Source organism: Roseobacter sp. OBYS 0001 (assembly GCF_019654895.1).
Lineage (GTDB): Bacteria > Pseudomonadota > Alphaproteobacteria > Rhodobacterales > Rhodobacteraceae > Roseobacter > Roseobacter litoralis.
The window spans coordinates 173,054-197,503 of sequence record NZ_BPES01000003.1 but is presented as its reverse complement, the minus strand read 5'-3'; the positions used below and the strand labels follow the sequence as shown (position 1 = coordinate 197,503).

The window sequence follows — 24,450 nt, the reverse complement described above, 5'->3', positions numbered from 1 at the left end:
GCGGTGCTTTAGAGCGTCTGACGAAATACCTGAAACATCAAGTATCACGTAACGCGTTGAAATCTTTGATTTCAGGCAGCGTTACGTGATTCAGGTTTTTCGCATGACGCTTTAATAGGCATCAATGAACACCAACTCGTCGTGTTGAAGGTTTGGCACCGTCAAGCCAGACGAATACTCAGTGTATGGGTCAGTGAGATCATCGATTGTAAAGAAATCTACGACAATATTTACTGCGCTCATGCTTGATGAGCTGTGATACATATACAGTTCCGTCACAACCGGTAAGCCCACTTCCAACGTGACCCTTGCCGTATCGGTCCCGCCATTTCCGTCACTGACCGTATAGGTAAAGCCGGTCGTGTCTCCGGGATCAACCAAATCGCCCCGGTTCTGGAAATCAACGACCCCGCCCGGGTAAACCCGGAACTCGCCGCCATTATCGCCAGCAAAGAGGATGCCCGGTTCAATGGGCTCACCGTTCACAAAGATAATTTCGTCGGCACCAAAGTCGTTTTCCAGCAGATCGGTCTGGTCATTGATCGCCCCAAGGCGGAACAGGCTGCGGCCAGCATCGTCCAGGTCGAACGCAGACACCATAAAGACGTCATCATCCGCGATATCTGGTCCGACATTCAAGGTCACCCGCGCGGTATCCGTGCCGCCATTGCCATCACTGACCGTGTAGGTGAAGCCGGTGGACTCCCCCGCAGCCACGAAGTCACCACGGTTCTGGAAATCAACCACGCCCCCCTCATAAACACGGAACTGGCCGCCATTGTCGCCCGCGAACAGGATGCCCGGCTTGATCGGCTCGCCATTGACCGAGATGATCTTGTCCGCGCCGATGTCGTTTTCGAGCAGGTCCGTCTGGTCATTGATCGCCCCAAGGCGGAACAGACTACGGCCTTCGGCGCTCAACTCACCCTCGGTGATGTCAAACGTATCATCCGCGGCAATGTCGGGCCCGATCGTCAAGGTCACCGTCGCTGTGTCCGTACCGCCGTTGCCATCACTGACCGTGTAAGTAAAACCAGTTGTATCACCGGGCGCAACCAAATCCCCCCGATTCTGGAAGTCGAGAACGCCGCCTTCGAACACACGGAACTGGCCACCGTTGTCACCGGCAAACAGAATGCCCGGTTTGATCGGCGCACCATTGACCGAGATGATCTTGTTCGCGCCCGTGTCGTTTTCGAGCAGGTCTGTCCGATCGTCGATTGCAGCAAGCCGGAACAGGCTACGGCCAGCAGCCGTCAATTCGCCCTCGGACACAACGAATGCATCGTTGCCTGCGGTGACATCACCACCCTCTGGGCTGATCGTGATCGTCACCGTGGCGGTATCCGTCCCGCCGTTGCCGTCGCTGATGGTGTAGTCGAAGGTGTCCGTCGCGGTTGTCCCCGCGCCCAGACCGCTGAAGCTGCCGTTCTGGTCGTAGTCAAACGTCCCATCCGCGTTCAGCGTCACGATGGCACCGGATGCGAGCGTCGTCGCGACCCCAAGCGCCGCTGCCGTACCGTTCAACGCGGTCACCGAAAGCGTATCGCCGTCGATATCACTGTCCGCGCCATTGCCATTGTCGATCAGCACATTGCCGCTGAGCGCGCCATCGACGCTTACGCCACGGCTGTCATCCACCGCATCCGGTGCATCATTCACGCCGCTCACGCCAATGCTGACCGTGGCCGTGTCGGTGCCGCCGTTCCCATCACTGATGGTATAGGTGAAGCTGTCCGTCGCCGTCGCGCCAACGCTCAGGAACTCGAACGCGCCGTTCGGGTCATAGTCCAGTGCACCGTCGGCACCCACAGTCAAAAGCGCACCTGAGGCGAGCGTGATTTGCACCCCGACGCTCGCCGCAGTGCCGTTTATGGCCGATACCACCCGCGTATCCCCGGCATCCACATCGCTGTCAGCGCCACTGCCGTTATCGCTCAGGATGTTGCCACTGACGCCGGTGTCTTCATCCGTCGCAAAGCTGTCGTCCTGTGCAACAGGTGCATCATTCACCCCGTCGATTGACACAGTGACCGTCGCGTCATCCGTTGCGCCGAACTCATCCGTCAGGGTATAGGTGAAGCTGTCGCTGCCGACATCTCCGAGCGCGAGGGCCTCGAAGGCACCGTTTGGATCGTAGTCAAACGTACCATCCGCGTTGAGTGTCAGCAAAGCCCCAGAGGCCAGCGTGACCTGTGATCCGACATCGCCCGCCTGCCCGTTGACAGCAGCGATACTCAGAACCGCGCCGTTGTCCACATCGCTGTCGACCCCGTTGCCGTTATCCGCAAGCACACTGCCGCCAATGATGCCCGTATCTTCGTCCGTCGTTACGGTATCATCCTGTGCAACAGGTCCGTCATTCACACCCGTGATCGTCACATCGACAGTCGCAGTGGCAGTGCCGCCGTTTCCATCCGTCACCGTGTAGCTGAAACTGTCTGTCGCGGTTTCGCCTTGGGCAAGTGTTTCGAACTGACCATTGGTATCGTAGGTGATGGTGTCATTATCCGCCTCGACCAGCACAGCACCGATGGTCGCAAGATCATCCACCGATGTGATCTCGACGTCGTCACCATCTATGTCGGTGTCATTCGCGGTAGCGACCACTGATCCCGATGTATCTTCGGTTACAGCAAGCGCATCATCGCTCGCCACTGGCGCATCGTTTACGCCGTTGATCGTGATGTTGACGGTCGCGCTATCGACGCCCCCATTGCCATCGCTGATCATGTAGGTGAACGTATCAACCGCCGTTTCACCGACCCCAAGTGTTTCGAATTGCCCGTTGGGGTTATAGTCAAACGTGCCATCGCCGTTATTTGTGACGATACCAACAGTCGTGGTGTCATCAAAGCCGGTGACAGACAATGGATCAGTATTCGGATCATCATCGTTGCCCAGAACCGAGCCGGTGGTAAAGGCCGTATCCTCATTGGTATCAAAGGCATCATCAATCGCCACGGGCGGCAGGTTCGACCCGCCAATGGTGATCGTCACCGTCGCGGTATCCGTCCCGCCGTTGCCGTCGCTGATGGTGTAGTCGAAGGTGTCCGTCGCAGTTGTCCCCGCGCCCAGACCGCTGAAGCTGCCGTTCTGGTCGTAGTCAAACGTCCCATCCGCGTTCAGCGTCACGATGGCACCGGATGCAAGCGTCGTCGCGACCCCAAGCGCCACTGTCGAGCCGTTCAGCGCGGTCACCGAAAGCGTATCGCCGTCAATATCACTGTCCGCGCCATTGCCATTGTCGCTCAGCACATTGCCGCTGAGCGCGCCATCGACGCTTACGCCACGGCTGTCATCCACCGCATCCGGTGCATCATTCACGCCGCTCACGCCAATGCTGACCGTGGCCGTGTCGGTGCCGCCGTTCCCATCACTGATGGTATAGGTGAAGCTGTCCGTCGCCGTCGCGCCAACGCTCAGGAACTCGAACGCGCCGTTCGGGTCATAGTCAGCCGTGCCATCGGCATTCACCGTCAGCAAAGCACCCGAGGCAAGTTGGACCTGCGTGCCAACATTTGCGGATTGCCCGTCGACCTGCGTCACAACCAGCATGTCCAGCTGATCAATGTCGCTGTCCACCCCGCCGCCGTTATTGGCAAACAGGTCCACCCCGACGAGTCCGGCGTCTTCGCTTGTGGTAAAGAAGTCGCCCTGCGCGATGGGTGAATCGTTCAGACCCGAGATATCGACGGTCACCGTTGCGGTATCCGCCCCCCCGTTGCCGTCAGAGACCGTGTAGTCAAACGTGTCGGTTCCCGACTGGCCCGCAGACAGGGTTTCAAACTGCCCGTTCGGGTCGTAGTCGAACGTGCCGTCACTGTTCAACGTCAGCAATGCACCGGAGGCCAGCGCCACTTGCACACCGACATCGCCCGCCGCGCCATTGACGGCGCTGACCAGCAGCGTGTCGCCATTTGCATCCGTGTCATTGGCGAGCACGTCACCAGTGACCGCCGTGGCCTCATCCGTCGCGGCACTGTCATCAACAGCAACCGGCGCATCTGCATCGCCGTTGATCGTGATGGTCGCCGTGGCCGTATCCGTGCCGCCGTTCCCGTCCGACAAGGTGTAGACAAAGCTGTCGGTGGCCGTCTCGCCCGCGTTCAGCGTGTCAAACGCCCCATTGGTATCATAGCTGAATGTGCCCGATCCGTTGACGGTCAGCAAAGCGCCGGAGGCCAGCGTGATCTGTTGCCCGATATCCGCCGCCTGCCCGTTGACAGCACTGACAAAGGGCACGTCAGAGGCATCCGGATCGCTGTCGGCCCCGTTGCCATTGTCCGCCGTGAGGTTGCCAAACAGGGTGCTGTCTTCACCGACCGCCAGCGCATCATCATTTGCAACCGGCGCGTCATTTACACCGTTCACGACAATTGACAGGGTCGCGGTCGCACTGCCGCCGTTGCCATCCGCCACGGTGTAACTGATCGAATCCGTCGCCGTCTGCCCCACGCTCAGCGTGTTGAACGCCGTGCCAGGATCATAGATGAATTGCCCATCCGAGCCCAATGTGACAGAGCCGCCGCTGCTGGTTGTGGTGGCGACGCCCACCGCGAGGGTCGATCCCCCAACCTCGGTGACCACAAGGGTGTCGTTGGCATCGATATCGGTATCATTGCTCAGGACATTGCCGGAGGTCGAGCTGTCTTCATCCGTGCTGGCCGTGTCATTTACGCCAAGCGGCGCATCGTTCACACCTGCAATCGTCAGCGTCACGGTCGCTGTGTCACTGCCGCCATTGCCATCTTCGATCGTGTATTCAAAGGTCTCGGTCGCGGTATCTCCGACGCTGAGATCTTCGTAGCCGTTGTTCGGGTCAAAGCTGAACTGACCGTTGCTTTGCAGGGTGACTTGCCCGCCACCCGCAAGTAGCACGGCCACACCCACATTGGCGGCGCTGCCGTTCACTTGCGTTACGGTGATCGGATCGCCACCGGCATCGCTATCGGCGCCATTGCCGTTATCGGCCAGAACATCGCCATTGACTGTCACCTCTTCATCCGCGGCGATACTGTCGTCGCGCGCTGTCGGAGGTGGATTGGTCCCGTTGATCGAGATCGTAACCGACGCCGTGTCTGTGCCGCCGCGCCCGTCTGACAGCGTATAGTCAAAACTATCGGTGCCGCCGGTGCCAAAGGCGCCGTTCGGGTCATAATCAAAGGTGCCGTCCGCATTCAACGTCAACAGCGCGCCAGACGCCAGAGTGATCTGGTTGCCAACATCGCCCGCCTGACCGTTGACTTCGGACACAGTGAGGGTGTTGACCGCGTCCACATCGCTGTCAGCGCCGCTGCCGTTGTCATTCAGCACATTGCCTGAGATCGGGTTGTCATCATTGGCGGCAAAGGCATCATCAACCGCATCGGGATCATCATTTTCACCCCGTACAAAGAAGTTGATCGTGGCCGTATCCGTGCCGCCTTCCCCGTCCGAAATCTCGTAAGACAGCGGATCGGTAGCGGTCTGGAAATCCGCGAGGTCTTCGAATTGACCGTTTGGATCATAGTCAAAGCTGCCATCCGCATTCAGTGTCACCAGCGCCCCCGACGCCAGCGTGATCTGCTGCCCGACGTTTGCCGCAACACCATTCACCGCGCTGACCGTTAGCGCATCCCCGCCCGGATCACTGTCGTTGGTCAGGGCGTTGCCTGTCACTGCGGGGCCGTCTTCGCTGACGTTGACAAAGTCATTCGTGGCATTCGGGTTGGCATTCACCACCGTCACTTCGAATGTATCGGTCTCAACCGAATTTACCTCACCCGCATTGTCATCCACCGTCACCGTGACGGTAAAGGTGCCTTCGCCCGCGAAAACATGGTTCAGCACAGGAGACAGCGACGACGTGGTGAACGTCGCAACGGGCGAACCATCACCATAATCCACCGTGAAAGAACGCGAGTCCGTATCCGGGTCCGTCAGCGTCAGGGTGCGGTTCAGGTTTGCGCCTTCACCGACACTCGTATCTGCACCGGCCTCCAGACCGGGGGCATCATTGACCGGATCAACGGTAATATTCGCAGCAACGGGCGGATCTTGCGAGAAGGCAATCCCGTCAGAACCCGTCCACAGGAAGCTATCAAGGCCATTGAAATCCTGATTACCGGTGTAAATCAGATTACCCGCCAGCAAATCCGCACGCGACACAACCTGACCTGCAATCACCGGCACACCATTCAGCGCCAATGCGCCATTCACCGGGAAGGTTTCGATGCGGATTTCTTCCAGCGTGTTGCCGTTCGGGTCAACAAAGCCAGCCTCAAAGATCGCGGCATCCAGTACAATCGCCGTATCTTCGTCGCCATTGGCAGATACCGGCGAAATCGACGGCGCATCATTGCCATAGATCTGGATCAGAACTGACCCGTTCCACGTGATCACAAAACCACCGCCGGGCAGACCGGCAATATCAGGCTGGTTTTGCGACCCGCTTGTGGTTGTGTTGACCTGGAACTGGCTGTCCACACGCGCACCACTGGAATCGTATTGCTGCGCAAATACGCCCTGACCTGATCCATCCGTTCCGGCGTGATCGACCCATGCGATAACGAAATCGCCGTTGTCCAATGCAGCGACCACGGGGTCGTTCTGCGTGGACAAACGTTGGTCATTGACGCGGAACTCGTCCACCAGCGGTGTACCGTCAGCGGCGATGATCGTGGCGTAAATGCCAGTCCCGCTCAGGTCCGCGACAGAGTCTGTCCATGTCACGACGACATTTCCGTCGCTCAGAACAGTCACTTCGGCGTCCGTCTGGTCGCTCCGCGTCGCGGTATTGACCTGGAACTCAGCACCCACAGGTGCTGCGCTGGCATCATAGCGCTGTGCGAAAATACCAAAGCCGGAGCCGTCCGCAGATCCGGCACTGGAGAACGACTGCCAAGTAACGAGGAAGCCACCATCGTTCAGTTCAGTGACCGCAGGGTCCGACTGCGTGCTGACCGTTTCCGTATTTACGACGAACTGGCTGCTGATCGGCGTGCCATCCGCCTGGAAATGCCGCGCGACGATGCCGCTACCATTGCCATCACCCGCACCGGCTGAATTCGCGGATTCCCAGGTGATCACAAATGTATCGTCACTCAATACGGCAACGTCGGGCCTGAACTGTGTACTGCTCACCAGATCGTTTGCAACAAATTCACTGCCATTCAGCGTCCCGTCAGGGTTGAAGACCTGCGCAACGATGCCGCTGCCACTTCCGTCCAGCGCGTCGTCCACCCACGCAACAACCCAGCCACCGTTCGAAAAGGCGGCGATTTCCTGCGACGCCTGATCTTGTGCGGTGGTCGTGTTGATCTGGAACTCATCGCTTGCACCTGAGGCAAGACCCGTCCCGTCGCGTGCCAGCTTATTGCCGTTCACGTCAAAGCGCTGGCCAAAGATACCCTCTCGGCTGCCATCCGTCCCAAAGCTCGTCCATGTGACGATGAAATCGCCACCGGTCCCCGGCAAGGTCACAATTTCCGGGTTATCTTCGCTTCCCGTGTCAGTCGTGTTCACGATCTGCTCCGCACCCACGGGCTGAGCAGAATCCGGCGTTGGCGTGATGGTGATCGTGACGACCTGCGGCTCTGACGCGCCGCCATCGCCATCGGTCACCTGAATACGCAGATCCCGCGTCGCCAGCGGATCATCGGAAATGTTGCGATAGGTCAGGTTCTCGACCAACAGTTCCACAATCTCGGCCGTTGCATTGGCATTCAGGCGCAACTCAAACGGTGTGCCGTCCTGACCGTTCTGAATGATCTGGGCCACTTCTGTCCCATCCACCGAGACCGCCGTACCGGCAATCGTGATCTGGGTCGTCTGACGCAGACCGAGCTGGTCCTGCGTGAGGTCATCCGGTGCATTGATCTGATTGATCAACGGCGCCGAAGATATCAGGTTTGAGACAAGGATGGACCCGCCGTCAAAGTCAGCTGAATCCGCGTCGGACACGGCCGCAGCTCCATCCGCGTCAATCAGCTGAGGCACACCATTCAGCGTGTTTTCGAGGTATGTGACCTCGCGGTTGATCCCCTCGACGACCGGGTCGCCGCCGCTGGCGAAATCTGCGGGGTCCCCGATGATGCGATGGAATATGCCGCCACTGCTCCCATCACCAGCCGTGCCGCTGGTTTGCGAGGTAAAGGACACCACAAGGTTTCCACCCGGCAGTGCTGCGATGGAGGCTTCGTTCTGGGTGGAACTGAATTCCTGATTGACCTGCAATGCGCCATCAATCCGGTTTCCTTGCGCGTCGTACTGTTGCAGGAACACGCCCACACCACTGCCGTCTGTGCCATTGTTGTCGGAGTAGGTTATCGCAAACCCGCCTCCGGAAATCGCAACAACATCAGGGGCGGACTGAGCATTATCCACGACCTCATTGACAAGGAACTCTTCCCCGACACGGTTCCCAAACCCGTCAAATCGCTGTGCGTAGATGCCCGCGGATGTGGTAAACCCGAAATCATCCGCCACGTCAGATTCAAATACGACGACATAGCCGCCATCCTCGGTTGCGGCAATCTTTGGCGCAAGCTGCGAGAAACGCTCGGTCGTGTTGACCTGCACCGGTCCGCCGATCTGGCTGTTGTCCGCTGCATAACGCTGCATGAAAACACCAGTGTCGTTGTCGCCCGGATTATCTACATTTGTCGCGGTAAAGACGACGACATAAGTACCGTCCGACTGTACCGCAACATCCGGTGTCACCGCGCTCGAAGACCCGAGTGGAGCAATCACAGTTTCCGTGCCAACCGCACCGCCCTGATCATTGAAGCGCTGCACATAAATTTCATCGATGAACGGACTGGTCGCATCCCGGCCATTGCGGACAAGGACAAAATCACCGTTGTCAAATGCTGCAAGTGCAGGGGCATCCGCGTCGAAATGCGTCGTGCTCGGCACTGCGATTTCACTGCCAACGGGCTGGCCATTGGCATCAAACACCCGCATCGCGAGTTCTTCGTCATTGTCGACACCGATCAGGCCGGAGTTATCCTCCCAGGCGACGACAAAACCGCCCGTGGACAGACCAACCACATCGGGATTGTTTTGTGCAAAAGCAGCGTTTGTGTTGACCTGAATCTCGCCACCGACCGGTGCACCTGAAGCGTCATACCTCTGGGCAAAAACACCGAGATCGTTATCACCGGTAGCATCCTGATTGGCCGAGGACCATACGACAACGTATCCCCCATCAGCAAGCGATGCGACCTTGCTGTCGGATTGATTGTTGGTCGTGAAAGAGTTCGTCTGGACTTCGTCGCCGACCGGAACCGCGCCGTCGGTTTCTGGCGTGATGTTAATCTGGACCAGCTCGCGCACGTGCCCGCCATCACCGTCATTGACCTGAATAGAGACAAGACGCGACGTCTCGGGATCGTCCGAGGAATTCGCATACGTCAAGGACCGGATTGCGTCCTGAACCAGCTGCTGCGTGGCTGCACCGTTGAGTTGCACAACCAGTTCGGCGCCATCTGCACCATCGGAAGTGATTGTCCCGATGGCAGTCCCGTTCACCGACAGTGTTGACCCGGCGATGGACACAATACCGCTCGTATCGAACCCGAGGCTGTCTTGCGATGCGTCATCCGGTGCCGCAAACTGCGATTGGATCACATCGTTAACAACCATCGACACCGTCAATGCGCCGCCATCAAAATCAGATGAATCTGCATCTCCCAAGCCCGCGGCGGTGGCGAACAACTGACCTGAAGCGTTCACATCTGCTTCGTCCAGCGTGACGCTCGCATCCAATGCAACAAGAACCGGGTTCTCAGAGATCTGAACGTCGCCTGCGTTGGCAAATACCTGCTGGAAAATTCCATTGCTGTTGCCATCGCCCGCTGTGGCCGACGTAAAGGACGTCCACACAGCGGTAAAACCACCATTGGGCAATGCAACCAGACGCGCTTCACTCTGCGTGGAGCTGAATTCGGTGTTCAACTGGAACTCACCGTCGATGCGGCTGCCGTCAGCTGCATAGATTTGGCCAAATACGCCGGTTCCACTTCCATCGTTCCCGCCGTTGTCCGACCAGGCCACGACCCAGCCGCCCGTATCAAGCGCGATAATATAGGGATCAAACTGCGCATTCACAGTGGTTTCGTTGACCAGCGTCTCGCCACCGATTGCCACCCCATTTGCGTCAAAGCGCTGCATCTGGATGCCGGTGGAGCTACCGTCCACACCACTGTCATCATCCCAGACCACAACAAAGGACCCATCTGCGAGGGCCGCGACCTGCGCGGAGTCCTGATTGCTGAGCGTGGCAGTATTGACCTGGAATTCCCCGCCAACCGCTGTGCCATTCGCCTCGAAAAGACGCGCAAAAACGCCGTTTGCGTTGCCGTCGCCGGCTGTTCCAGAGGCGAAAGACGTCCACGTCACAACGATCCGCCCACCGCTCAGAATGGTAACGGACGCATCATTTTGGGTCGATGAGGTCTCTTCATTAACTTGAACAGAAGCACCAAGGGGCGCGCCAGTATCATCAAACTGCCTCAGGAAAACACCAAAGCCGCTTCCATCCGCACTGCTGGCGTCGGAGTAGACAGCAACAATCGTACCGTCTGATTGCGCGGCGAGATCAAGCTGGTCTTGCGTGCTTGCGGTGATGTCGTTCACAAGGAACTCATCGCCCACCCGCACGCCGGCTTCGTCAAATACCTGCGCGAAAGTGCCCACGCCGACTTCTCCTGCGGGCACTCCGGCAGGATGCGCAGAACTGTTATCACTCCATCCGACGACAAAACCACCCGTCGGCAGGCCGGTGACTGTGGGATCGCTTTGCGCGAATTCGGTATGCAGGTTGACCTGAAACTCGCCACCGACGGGATCACCGTTCAGATCGTAGCGCTGGCCGAAGATCCCGGAACTGGCATCTTGCACACGGTCCTGATCCGCACTGACCCAGACCACCACATATCCGATCTGCGCACCGGAGGAATCGTATATCTCTGACGTAGCCGCGTCATTCTGGCTGCCGGTCACAAATGTATTGACCTGCTCTTCGTCGCCCTGCGGCAGAACTGTGCTGTCTATTTCACTATTTACTATGATATCAATGACTTGAGATCCGGTTGAGCCGCCATCCCCATCCGTCACCTGAACAGCGACCTGGCGTAATTCAAGCGGATTGTCTGATAGGTTCTGATAGGATAGCTGCGCAATGATCGCTTCCACCGCTTCCGGTGTTGCCGATGCGCTACTGAGCGCAATTTGCAATGGGTTGCCGCCACTGCCGTCCTGGACAATCGTCCCGATGACGCTGCCGCCAACTGAGACCTGCGTTCCGGAAACGCTGACGCCATTGCCGTCCAGAACACCCAGCAGGTCTTGCGCAATGCCTTCGCCGGGGCCGCGCAGTTGTTCCTCATTGAGGCTGCTGCCCACGATGCGCTGCACGAGGATGCTGCCACCATCAAAATCGGCGGAATCCATATCCGTCAGCGACAGCGCACCGTCCTGATTAAGCAATTGAGGGGTCGCATTCGCGGCATTTTCCTCAAAGGTCACTGTTTCCTCAACACCCGCCAGAACCGGTGCCATCGACCCCGCGGGTGGCGTCGGTTGATCAAACAACGCTTGGAATACACCGATCCCGGACCCATCCCCGGCTGTACCAGAGGTCTGCGAGGCCCAAACAGCAGCCAGTGTGCCATTGCTCAACACGGCGAGGTCGGGTTGGTTTTGCGTCGACGAGATCTCTTCGTTCACCAAAAACGCATTGCCGTCGAAAGAGCCATCCGCGTTGAAACGCTGCGCGACCACACCAACGCCGGACCCGTCAACACCGCTGGAGTCTGACCATGCGACGGTAAAGCCGCCACCCGGCGTGCCCACGACAATTGGGTCGGCTTGGGATGAAATCGTTGATGTATTGACCTGGAATTCAGCGCCCTGTGCCACGCCATTACTGTCATATACCTGACCGAAGATGCCATCACTGCTCGCGTCAGGGCTTTGCCATACGACGATGAACCCACCGTTTGGCAGTGTTGCACTGGCACCAAGAGCAGCCACATCCGGACGAGATTGGCTGCCCGCCGTTGTCGTATTGATTTGCTGCTCATCTGCACCGGCGAGGGTTCCATCAAAGGTCACCAACTGACCGTTTGTATCTACACGCTGTGCGAAAACGCCGATGGACGACCCATCGCTGCCGCCCTGCTCTTCCCAGACGACCATGACATCGCCATTGTCCAGCAAGGTGACCTGCGCGCGCTGCTGTGCGCCAGCCGTCGTCGAGTTTATCTGGAACTCGCCGCCTTCCGGGGCACCAGAGGCATCGAAAACACGCCCGAACACGCCATTGCTACTGCCATCACCTGCGGTGCCGGAGGCCGTTGACGTCCAGACAACCATGAACCGGCCAGCACCGAGATCAACCGCTTCTGGTTGGTTTTGAGTCGATGAAAACTCTTCGTTCACCTGAAAGGCAGAACCGACCTCAGTGCCGTCATTCTGATAAACCTGGGCAAAGACGCCCTGCCCGCTGCCATCCCGCCCGGTGTTATCATTCCAAAGCAGCACGAACGTCCCATTGGACAGACCCTCGGCCCGCGGCTGGATCTGATCACCGACAGCGATATCGTTCACCTGGAACTCAACGCCGACCTGCTGGCCTTGTTCATTGAACCTTTGTGCAAAGATTCCGCGATTACCCGAGGCGGGGTTGTCTTGCTGCGTCGAATTCCAGACGACAATGTAGCCACCATCGCTCAATTCCGCGATGCGCGGGGCCTGCTGCGTGCTGGCGGTGAAGGAATTCACCTGCGATTCGACGCCGAGGCCGGTATCAATCGTCACCAGATCGCGGATAAGTTCTTGCTCCATCCGGGTGAAACCGGTCTGGTTCCCGGCCTGATTGCCGATTGTGAGATCAAAGCCGAGGCGATTTGTACTGCTCAACCCGCCGGTAATCCCAAATGTCAGCGCTTCGGCGAGGGCCTCGATCCCGGCTTCGGATGCATTTGCATTCAGATCGACCCGCAAGGTCGCGCCGTTAACACCGTTCGACGTCGCGTTGATCGTACCGATGGCGGTCCCTTCATAGGACACATTTGTTCCGTCAAATCCGATTTGGCCCGCGCCAGTTCCTTGGTTTTGAACAGATATCTGTTTGTTTGCCGAAGAATTGAACACTTCCGAAATCTGTAAGAAGCCACCGTCAAAGCTCGTGCCTGCCAGATCGTCAAAGTCGATATTTGCATCAATGAGTTGTGGGGCATTAAACAGATCAGCCTCGCTGCGCGCTGGCGTGTCATCAAGTTGTGTCGCTTCGTTTTCGGGATCGGCAAAGTCATCCAGTGTAAGCCCGGTGGCTGTCGAGGCCCCTGCCCCAATCCGCACAAAGATCGAATCCGGCTCAGTCTGACCGCCATTCCCATCCGTCACGGTGAACCCAATGCCACGGTTGGTGAACTGCAGGTTCAGGGCGGTATCGGTAGAACCATAGGCCAAATGCTCCATGATCACCTTGACCGCTGCCGCATCCGCCGCCGCGTTGAAATCGATCCGCAAGGGTTCCCCATTGACCCCGTTTTGCGCGGCATCAATGGTCCCGATTGCCGTGCCATTGATACTGATCGTGCTGCCCGAAATTGTGACGGCGGCATCGGTTGCGATGCTCAGCTGATCGCTCGCGGTCCTGCCAGCGGTGTAATAGACCTCAAGTGTGCCACCGTTGAAATTGGCGTTGTCAGGGTCAGAAAACCCGATGCCATCATCCAGAATTTGCGCGCCACCCACAATGTCATCTGCAAACAGCTGCACATCTCGCTCAACGTCTTCAAGCACAGGAGAGTTGTTCGCGCTCGGTGCGGATTCAAATGTACGCAACGAGACGCCATAGCTGGATCCATCGCCCGAATTGCCGCTGGTGAAGGAGGACCAGACCGCCGCAAAGCCATCGTTGAAGGACGTGACGGCGGATTGGAATTGTTGGGATGATGTCTCAACGTTCAGTTGGATTTCACCGTCTATGCGGTCACCGTTGGCGTCGAAACGCTGCCCGAAAACACCGTCGCTGCTGCCATCCTGATTGCTGCCCGCGGTCCAGCTGACCAGAAAGCCCCCATCACTCAGGGCCGTGATATCCGCATCACTTTCGCTGTTGAGCCGGTCCGTGTTGACGCGGAACTCGCCGCCAACGGCAACGCCATTGACGTCATAGCGTTGTGCAAAAACACCTCCAGCGGACCCGTCCAGCAGGTCATCAGTCCAGACCACGACGAAACCGCCACCGTCCAAACCAATCACCGCCGGTTGCGACTGATCATCATTCGTTGTTGTGTTGACCTGAAACTGCGCGCCGGTTGCAGCACCGTTTGCGTCAAAGCGCTGCGCAAAAACACCGTTGCGATCCCCGTCCCCTTCGGCCCCGCTCGCGAAGGACGTAAAGACGACCACATGGCCATCATTGTTGCCAACCCCGTCCACTAGCGTTGCGACATCTGGTTGCGACTGATTGCCCGTCACGGTCGCCGTGTTCACCGTGATCTCGGCACCGACAGCAACCCCATTTGCGTCAAATCGCTGGCTGAGGATTGCGTCCTGACTGCCATCACCGTCATCCGAAACATAGGTGGCGACAAATCCGCCATCGGCAAAGGATGCGACCGAAGGTGCGAACTGCGATAGCGCCACTGCTGTATTTACGACAATTTCAGAACCTTGCTCAACACCATTCGCGTCAAAGCGCTGCGCGATGATCCCTTGATCAAAGTCGCCGGGATTATCCTGATTGGTCGATTGCCACGCAACGACGAAGCCGCCGTCGGCGGTCGCCGTAACGCTGGGCGCACTTTGCGCACTTAGAGTTACATCATTGACGAGGAACTCCGGACCTGAGGGAATTCCGTTCGCATCATATAGCTGGCCGAACACGCCCGTGTTGAAATCACTGATGTTATCCTGGTTGGTTGACTGCCAGACAACAATGATACCACCACCGGTCAGTTCAGCGACCTGCGCATTGTCCTGATTGCTTTCTGTGTGCGCGTTCACACCGCGCTCGACGCTCGCGACAAGTGTGGAATCCACATCGGGAACCACTGTTACTTCTATAAGCTGCGTGGGTGTGCTTTGCCCATCGCCATCGGTGAGGTCGACACTCAGGCGTCGGGCTGCCACCGGCGCATCCGAACCATTGCCGTATGCAAGATTGCCCAGCAAAGCCTCAACGGCCTCAGCGGTTGCGTTTGTATTCAACGTGATTGAAAAAACCGGCCCGCTGTTTGTGATCGTACCAACCGTAACGCCGTCTACCGTAACTGTGTCACCCCTGTTCAGGCCAGAGAACTGAACATCGCCATTTCCGACATCCCCGGCCACGAGACCAAGCTGGTCCTGCGTTTCATCATCACCCGGATTGAGTTGTTCGATATCGTCAAAAGTCTGCGCAACCGCGAGCGTGAGCACACCCCCGTCAAAGTCATTTGAGTCCGCATCCCCAAACGCAACAGTCGCATCGGCGTCCAAACGTTGCAGGCCCGCGTTGATATCCGCTTCGTCAAAGACGGCGGTGTCTGAGAACCCTTGTATAACTGGCGCGGCACCGGGTGTGAAATCTGCCGGGTTGCCATAGATTTGCTGAAAGATACCGTTGCTGCTGCCATCGCCCGAGGTGCCGGAGGTCACCGATGAGAAGGTCGCCACAAAATTGCCACCCGGCAAGGCCGCCAATTTAGGTGAGAACTGGCTGCTGACAAAGGTTTCCTGATTGAGCAGGAACTCCCCGTCGAGACGTTCGCCAGTCGCCGAATAGCGCTGTGCGAGCACCGCATCGCCGCTTGCATCCGCATTCCCTGCAAAATTACGCCACGCGATGACGAACGTGCCATCGTCCAGCCCGATCACATTGGCTTCGCTTTGGGTGCTGGAAAAACTGTCATTGACTATGAAAACGTCACCTGCGGGCGCACCGGAAGCGTCATACCTTTGCGCAGCGATACCCTGACCGGACCCATCAAGGCCGCTCGTATCCGTCCATGCAATGACAAAACCACCATCCGCCGTCGCTGCAATATCCGCCTCAGACGTGCTGCTTGATGTAATGCCAACCTGAGTTTCTGCGACTGCTTCGGTGCCATCGGGATTGAACACCCGCACGAAGGCCGTGTTACCGGAGAAATAGGTTACAGCAATGCTGCCATCGGTCAGGACGGCCACATCTGCCGTGCCCTGATTGCCGGCGGATGTCGTATTCGCGACCAGCTCGCTCCCGACGGGCGTGCCGTCTGTCGCAAAGCGTTGCATCAGAACGGCATCCGCAGAGCCGTCCCCACCGTCGGAAGTGTAGACAACGACATACCCGCCATTTGCAAAGCCCGGTGTGCCGGTCGGGATGGTAGCAACGGCGGGGTCAAACTGCGTGGATATCACCGTCGTGTTGACAACTGTTTCGCCTCCAACAGGCGTGCCGTCTGCCGCATAGCGTTGCGAAATAATCCCGAGGTCGCTGCTTTCGGGCACATCGAGGAAGCCGGACTCCCAGACGACCACCCAACCGCCGTCTTCCAGCCCGGTGACGACCGGATCTGCCTGATTGCCGGAGGTTAAGGTGTTGACCTGAAATTCACCGCCAATGCGCGCGCCTTCGGAATTATACCGCTGGCCAAAGACACCTTCACCGCTTTCGTCCTGACCGTTGGAGTCCCAGACAACAACCCAGCCGCCGTCCGTCAGCGCCGCCACTTCCTGCTGGTCCTGCGCATCGGCGACAAAGCTGTTCACCTGCTCTTCGGGTCCAACCGGCATCGGCGCACCTGCCTCGGCGACTGGGTTGATGCGGATTTCCAGCGAACGCGGCTGGGTCAGCCCGCCATCGCCATCCTCGATCAACAGCGAATACGTGCGGGAATCGCGCGGATTATCAGAATCCGTCTGATACGACAGAGCATTCAGCAACGATTGAACACGGTCCGGCGTAGCACCTGCAAGAAGGTCCAAAACCAAATCAGCGCCGTTCAAACCATCGGAAGACACCGTTGCAACTGCCACACCATCGACCCGCAGCGTCGCGCCGGTTTGCGTGACTGTGCCGCCAACAGCGACAAACACCGAATCCTGTGACAGATCATCGGGTGCATTGAAGCGGTCCGCGAGCGGCTCCGTCACAACGCGGCTCAGACGGACGACCCCGCCCTCAAGATCGCTGGAATCCGCGTCGGTCAAAGACAGGCCACCCGTCAAAACAAGCTGGCTGCCGACATTTGCAACATCTTCGTCAATATCGATGATCAGCGGCAATCCTTGAAGCACAGGAGCCGCAGATTGCGATATCTCGGCCGGATCCCCGATGATTTGCTGGAAAACACCGCGGCTATCGCCGTCGCCAGCCGTACCCGAAGTTTCCGACGTCCATTGAACGACATAATTTCCATTGGGCAAGGCGGCCAATGCAATTTCGTTTTGCGTCGACAGGACTTCGGTATTGACCCGCGTCTCACTGTCCAGCCGCGTCCCATCCGCGTCAAACACCTGCACGAACACATCCTGACCATTGCCCGGCGCGGGCACGGATGTATCCGTCCAGCCGATGACAAAGCCACCTGTATCCAACGCGATGATATCAGGGAACGTCTGGTCCCCGATCACCGTATCGTTCACGCGGGTTTCGGCACCGATTGCGACCCCTGCATCGCTGTAGCGCTGATAGTAAATCCCGCCAGAACTGGAATCCTGACCCTCAGAGCGCCAGACAACGACGAAATCACCATTGTCCAACGTTGCAACTTTGGGCACCGACTGCGCGTTGTTCACAAAGGAGTTGACTTGAAATTCCGCGCCTTCCGGGCTGCCAGAGCTATCGAAAATACGCGCTGATAGGGATGATGAGGACCCATCCCCATTGGCAACGTCATTCTCCTCCCAAGCCACAACAAAACGACCGCCGCTGAGGGCCGCAACCGCAGCGGTATCCTGTGCGCTGATTGTCTGTTCATTGATCGCAATTTCGCCGCCGACACGCGCGCCTGCAGCATTGAACAACTGGCCAAAGACACCGTTTGAATTGCCATCCCCGGCCGTACTGGAATTCACCGAGGTCCAGGTGACGACATAGCCGCCATTGCTCAGCCCTGTGACCTGTGGTTGGAACTGGCTGCTTGAGGTTTCGGTCTCAACCTGCACCTCGCTGGCAATCAGTGCACCGGACGCATCATAGCGATTCAGGCGCACACCGGTGATCGTGTCGTCATCCCAGACAACAACCCATCCGCCGTCATTGAGCCCGGCAACATCCGCGTCAAACTGCGACGAGGTAACCGTCGTGTTCACCTGAAATTCCGGGCCAACTGCGCCACCCGCCGCATCATAACGCTGTGCAAAAACGCCCAAGTCATTGTCGCCCGAATTGTCCTGGTTCTGCGACGTCCAGACGGAGATATAACCGCCATCCGCCAGAGCCGAGATCGCCGAGTCCGACTGGCTTGAAACCGTGACTGTATTGACCTGCCGCTCGGTTCCGACAAACCCATCGGTGTCGGATTCCGGTGTCACCTCGACACTGATCAGGACGGGATCAGATGTCGCGCCATCGCCATCTTCGACCAACAGCTCAAGCGTCGTCTGCGCGCGCGGGTCGTCCGAGGCAATGCCAAAGGTCAAATGTTCCAACAAGACCTCGACCGCTGCGGCATCAGCTGCAGTGTTCAGGTCAATGACAAAGGCTGTACCATTAGCGCCGTCGCTGCTGATGCTGCCGATAAGTGTCCCACCGACAGAAACGTTCGTGCCGCTGATCGCGACAGCCCCTGTGCCGTCCAATCCCAATTGCAACTGTGCATCGGCATCCTGATCGGAAAAACCGTCTTCGGACAAAGACTGCCCGATGGAGGACAGGACAATCCGCCCCCCCGCAAAATTCGTTGAATCCGCATCCGAAAACGCGACCGCGCCATCGACATCCAACCGTTGTGGCGCTGCGTTTACATCCGTTTCCGAGAACGTCCGCGTCACGGAAAAGGCTTCGACCAGAGGCCGTGCAGAGGGGGCTGAGAATGTCAGTTCATCCCCAAAAATACGCTGGAACACACCCTGCACTGACCCGTCGCCCGCATCACCTGATGTGTCAGAGGTCCAGACGGACACGAAATCGCCATTGGCAAGGGCTGAGACATCGCCCCGCTGCTGAGAGCCGCTTATTTCTTCGTTCAACAGGATCTCACCCGACACGGCGACGCCATCGACGTCAAAACGTCGGGCAAAAACGCCGTCACCGCTGCCGTCGCCAGCCGTGCCGCTGGTTGCGGATGTCCATGTGACCACAAAACCGCCGTCGCTTGTTGCGGTGATCTCCGGATCATATTGTGAAGAGGATGTCTCAACATTGACTTGGAATTCGCTGCCTACGGCTGTACCGTCCCCCTCATAGACCTGCCCGAAGATACCAAAGCCACTGCCATCTGCCGCGCTGGTGTCTTCCCAAACAATCACAAACCGGCCACTGTCCAACCCTGAGACGGCAGAGTCCTGCTGCGCGCCCGCCGTTGTCGTATTGACCAGAAACTCGCTGCCAATCGCGGTGCCGTTCGGTTCATAAAGCTGTGCGAAAACGCCTTGACTTGATCCATCGCCCGCTGTGCCAGACGCAGGACTGGTCCAGGTCACGACAATACCGCCAGCGGCCAGCCCATTAGCGCCAGCACTTGGCGCAATAGCAGCAATCGAGACCTCCCCCTGATTTCCCGAAATTTCCGAATTGACCTGCACGTCATCACCAAGAGGCGCGCCCGCAGCGTCATAGAAACGCACGCGGATTCCATCGCTGCTGCCATCCCCGGAATCATCCGTGAAGGCGACGGCAAAGCCGCCACCGGGCACGCCTGCGACCTCAGGATCAAACTGCGTGACAGATATGTTCACCGCATTGACCTGAAACTCGCCCCCCGCTTTGGACCCATCCGCCGCAAAGCGCTGTCCGTAGATGCCAAAGTCAAAGGAGCCCGGCACATCCTGATTGCGGGATTCCCAGACGATCACGAACCCGCCGTCATCCGTCGCGGCAATCGACGGGTCGCGCTGAATTTCATTGGCTGTCTCATTCACGAGGGTCTGCGCGCCAATACGTTCGCCCTGCGCTGAGAACCTTTGCGCAAATATACCGTCCTGATCCCCGTCCTGACCCGTCGACACCCAAACAATCACATAGCTGCCATCAGCCAGTGTCTCGACCCGCGCTTCGTTTTGATTTCCGACGGTAAAGCTGTTGACAAGTTGTTCTGGCGTCAAAGGAGAATTCATGGGGCCCTCATAAAATATCTGGATCCGCCTAAATGCGGACAAAAAAACCTAGCGGGGCCTGAAAATAGCCCCAAATTTGGTTAATAGACTTCATCGCCCTTAAGCTTCTGTCAACCAATTTCCCGGCTTTCGCCTCGTGACGTCTGACTAAAAGTCATCGTTTGAAGGCCTTGGCACGCAGCTATTTTTAACGAAGAGTCGTAATTTCGACTTATGCGTGTAGATGCCTCACCTGCGAAGCGCGCAGGGTTTCCTTGAGATGACCGGCAGTGCGGTATCTGCGGTACGCTTGATTGGTGAAGTCGACCAAGCATTTAGCTATTTAGGCCGGGCATTTAAAAAGCATCGCATACGCCGGACGCGTCACCGTGATCCAGCACAAAGGGCGGTACGGCCCGCCGGGTTCCGGCAATTCGGGAAATTAAGTCGGGAGCGGGCCTCAGCGTCCCGCAATGTTCTCGGTAGAAAAAACGCGATTGTCGAAACGACCCAGCCCCGCACACGTCCAACGCGAATTTATGTCATCATATCAGAATCAGACGCGCATTTTTAGCGCGTTATCGCGCCATTCAAGAAAAACCTGACGAAAATCGATTACTGCTTGCGCTTTACGCTTCCTTATTCGCGGTGCTCTGACCCGTAAAACGGGACACAAAAAACAACGCAACCGCCCCGGTGACACCGATCAGGTCAGAGACAAGCCCGCCTTCGATCATGAACAAGGCAACGACGATCAGCGCGACTCGTATCCCGACATTCGCACGTTTTGCAGCCCACCAGCCCTGCACCCCGGAGGACAATAGGTAGACGCCCAAAACGGCTGTGACCGCTGCTCTGAGAACCTCGAACCATGTGCCATCCATCAACAAAGCCGAGTTGTAAAAGAACATGAACGGCACGATGAAGGCTGAAATCCCGATCTTGAAAGAGGCGACAGATGTGGCCATCGGGTTTGCGCCCGAGATACCTGCCGCCGCATAGCTGGCCAAGGCAACAGGCGGCGTGATGGCCGAAACGACAGCAAAGTAGAACACAAAGAAATGCGCCGTCAGGGCCGGAATACCCAGCTGCACAAGCCCGGGTGCGACGACGCTGGCGGCAACGGCATAGGCCGCAGTCGTCGGCATCCCCATGCCCAGCAGGATCGAAATACACATGGCAAAGAACAGCGCGAGCAGCTGGTTTGTGTCTGCGATGCTCAGTAATACAGAAGAGAACCGCGCCCCGACGCCCGTCAGCGAAATGACCCCGACAATGATACCCGCACAGGCACAGACCGCGATGATCTGGATGGACATGATCCCTGCCAGTTCAAAGGCTTTCGAGACCGATTTGATCCCCATCCGGTAGGGTGTAAACCAGCTCACCACGGCGGCGGCGGCTGTGGCAAGCGTGCCTGCACGAATGACCGAATACCCCATGAAAAGGGCAGCGATCAGGATGATGATTGGCAGGAACAGAAAGACCCGGCGCACCATGTCGCGGAACTTGGGCAGCTCATCTTCACGCATGCCGCGCATGCCCAGTTTCGCCGCCTCAAAATCCACCATGAAATAGACGGACACGAAATATAGGACGGCCGGAATGATCGCGGCGATGGCGATGTCCGTGTAAGGAATGCCGGTAATCTCGGCCATGATGAAGGCACCTGCGCCCATGATCGGCGGCATGATCTGACCGCCTGTCGAGGCCGCAGCCTCAACCGCGCCCGCAGTGGTCGGTTTGTACCCCACCTTTTTCATCAGCGGGATCGTTAGTGAACCAGTAGCGACCACATTGCCCGCAGACGTTCCGTTGATCATCCCCATCAGACCGCTGGCAAAGATGGACACTTTCGCAGGGCCACCGCGCGCGCGCCCCGCTGCGGCAAAAGCAAAGTTCACAAAGTATTCGCCTACTTTGGACGCCTGCAGGAACGCGGCAAAGATGATGAACAGAATGATATATGTCGAAGACACAGCCGTGGTCGGCCCCAGAATTCCCGCATCCGTATAGACCTGGCTAAAGAACCGCTGCCATGTGATATCAGGCGCATTGAGGAATCCCGGCAGGCGTTCTCCGACAAAGACATAGACGAGGAAAATACCGGCAATCACGATCAGGGCGAGACCCGCAACCCGGCGCGTCATCTCCATGATAAGAACGGTGCCAGCGACGGCGGCAAGGCTCATCCCGATGGGGGCAAAGGGGGTGCCCGTTGCATTGCGCATCAAGGTGCCAAAAATCGTGATCAGGTAAATTGCGACGCCAGCCGCACAGATGATCAGCACGAGGTCCGCAGGAGACAGCCTGCCCCGTTCGGGCGCACGCATCCAGCCGACGAGAACGCCAATGCTGGTTGCAACAATCAAAGGCACGCCATAATGCCAGATTTCAGCGGACCTGATCGCCGGATCAATGCCGTTCCACATGGTGCCACCCGCGATATCGCGCGCGAAACCGAAAGCGGTGAAACAGGCATAAAGCGCGGGTAGCAGCGCGATACATGCGACGATATCAAGCGGGTGATTGCGACGCTGTGGCTGGTCCGAGAAGCCCCGCGCAGAATAGAGCAAAAAGCCCAGCGTCAGCGCCCCGGCGATATGCACGATCCGGAAGTTCCACGTCTCCATCGGGAAAACGGGAAGGTAGGGGATGTAAACACCCGTCCAGCCACCAATTGACCAACCGTTCAGAACCGCCATGTGGAACAACGCATAGACCCCCGCAAAAGCAGCGATCAGGAATTTGGTGCGCCCCTCGAATACGCGCTGGTTGCTGCCAAGCGGTTCGTCATCGACCCCTTGCGTGTTGATCGGGCTTTCGACCGCGCTGTCTGGCTGGGGGGTGCTGACCATGGCTGGGCTCCATTTCGCTGTGAGCGACGTCTGCACGACATCGGTTTTTTAGATGCGTGCAGGAAATTTGGGCCGGCCTGAGCCACGCCAGCGGCGCAGCTCAGGGGCTGTGGGTTTACTTGCTGTGGATTTGATCGGCGGGGATGTCGGCCCCGGCGTTTTCAATGAACCACTCTGCGGCACCTGGGTGCCAAGCGATCACACCGCCGTTTTTGTCCCAGTTTTCAGGCACAGTCGTGCGAGCGGCCTTGTGGATGTTCATCATACGCTCATTGTCTGACATGATGATATCGACCACCGCTTTGACAAAGCTGTTGGGCAGATCGCAGTTGGCAATCGCAAAGTTCCACATCGAAACCGAGCGTGCATCGGCTTGAAGCGTTGAATAGGTGCTTTCGGCAATCGCATAGGCCGCCACCGGGAAGGTCTCCATAATGGTTGCCTGCTCTTCTGCTGTGAACTCGATGATGTTCACATCCGTTTGCACTTCAAGCTGGCTGACCGCAGGAACGGGCACGCCCGCCGCAAAAGCGATAACGTCCAGCAAACCGTCCTGAAGCTGACCACCCAGATCGCTCCAGGATCCGTTGCGGCGCTCGTAGTTGACGCCAAGTGTGTCCATCATGCGCGGGAAATACGTGTCAGACGTTGAACCCGCGGGGCCAAACCCGATGCGCGCACCTTCAGGAATTTCGGCAATCGCCGTAATTCCGGAGGATGCAAGTGTCGTAACCGAGAATGGCGTTTGATACATCGGGAACATCGCGCATGAATTCGTCATTTGCAGCCCCGGTGCAATCGGGCTCTCGCCCGCGATGGCTTCGGCTGCCGGACCCATGGTCGTCATGCCGAATTGCGCGTCACCCGTGTGCACCAGCGCCATGTTCTGACCGGGGCCACCGGTGACTTCACCGCCGCCACTAATGCCCAATTCCTCTGCGACCAGATTCGCCCAGCCCGATCCGTATGCGAAATATGTGCCGCCCTGAGACGCGGTCGCAACCGTAAAGCTTTCGGGCCATCCCGTGCGGTCTTCATGACCATCGGCAAATGCAGCTTGGCTCAGCAAGGCTGTTGCCACAATAATAGCGGGCGTTTTCATAAAATCTTCCTCCACGTGTTCATTTCGGGCGCTTTTGGGTGCACCACGCTTGTTATCTCCCGACGACCCGCGCCGAGTGTACTCTCGTAATTAGGCGTCATTTAGCCGCTAAGCAATCAGTATAAGGTAATTTTTGCCGATGCCTGATCACATTCCTGATAAAGCCACCGCTCTGCGTCGCGCTCCCCGGAGGCTGCAATGCCCGTTCAAACGAGATTTCCGCGGGCGCGTTGACATCCTGAAGGCAACGGGGCCTTACTGGTGTAACTA

Annotated in this window: 3 protein-coding genes; all 3 read right to left on the bottom strand. The window is 57.9% G+C overall.

Going from position 1 to position 24,450, the window contains the following annotated elements; genetic code table 11:
- Window positions 1-111: 111 nt before the first annotated feature.
- The 3 genes from K5Q35_RS08695 to K5Q35_RS08685 all read right to left on the bottom strand — a co-directional run bounded on the left by K5Q35_RS08695 (window position 112) and on the right by K5Q35_RS08685 (window position 24,180).
- The gene (locus K5Q35_RS08695; RefSeq protein WP_220799270.1) at window positions 112-20,241 is read right to left on the bottom strand and encodes an S-layer family protein; all 20,130 of its coding nucleotides are present in this window, start codon (window positions 20,239-20,241) and stop codon (window positions 112-114) included.
- 608 nt (window positions 20,242-20,849) lie between these two features.
- On the bottom strand, window positions 20,850-23,078 hold the full coding sequence (locus K5Q35_RS08690) for a TRAP transporter fused permease subunit (RefSeq protein WP_220799269.1): 2,229 nt from the start codon (window positions 23,076-23,078) through the stop codon (window positions 20,850-20,852).
- Between the two features lie 115 nt (window positions 23,079-23,193).
- On the bottom strand, window positions 23,194-24,180 hold the full coding sequence (locus K5Q35_RS08685; protein ID WP_220799268.1) for a TAXI family TRAP transporter solute-binding subunit: 987 nt from the start codon (window positions 24,178-24,180) through the stop codon (window positions 23,194-23,196).
- Between the last annotated feature and the right edge of the window lie 270 nt (window positions 24,181-24,450).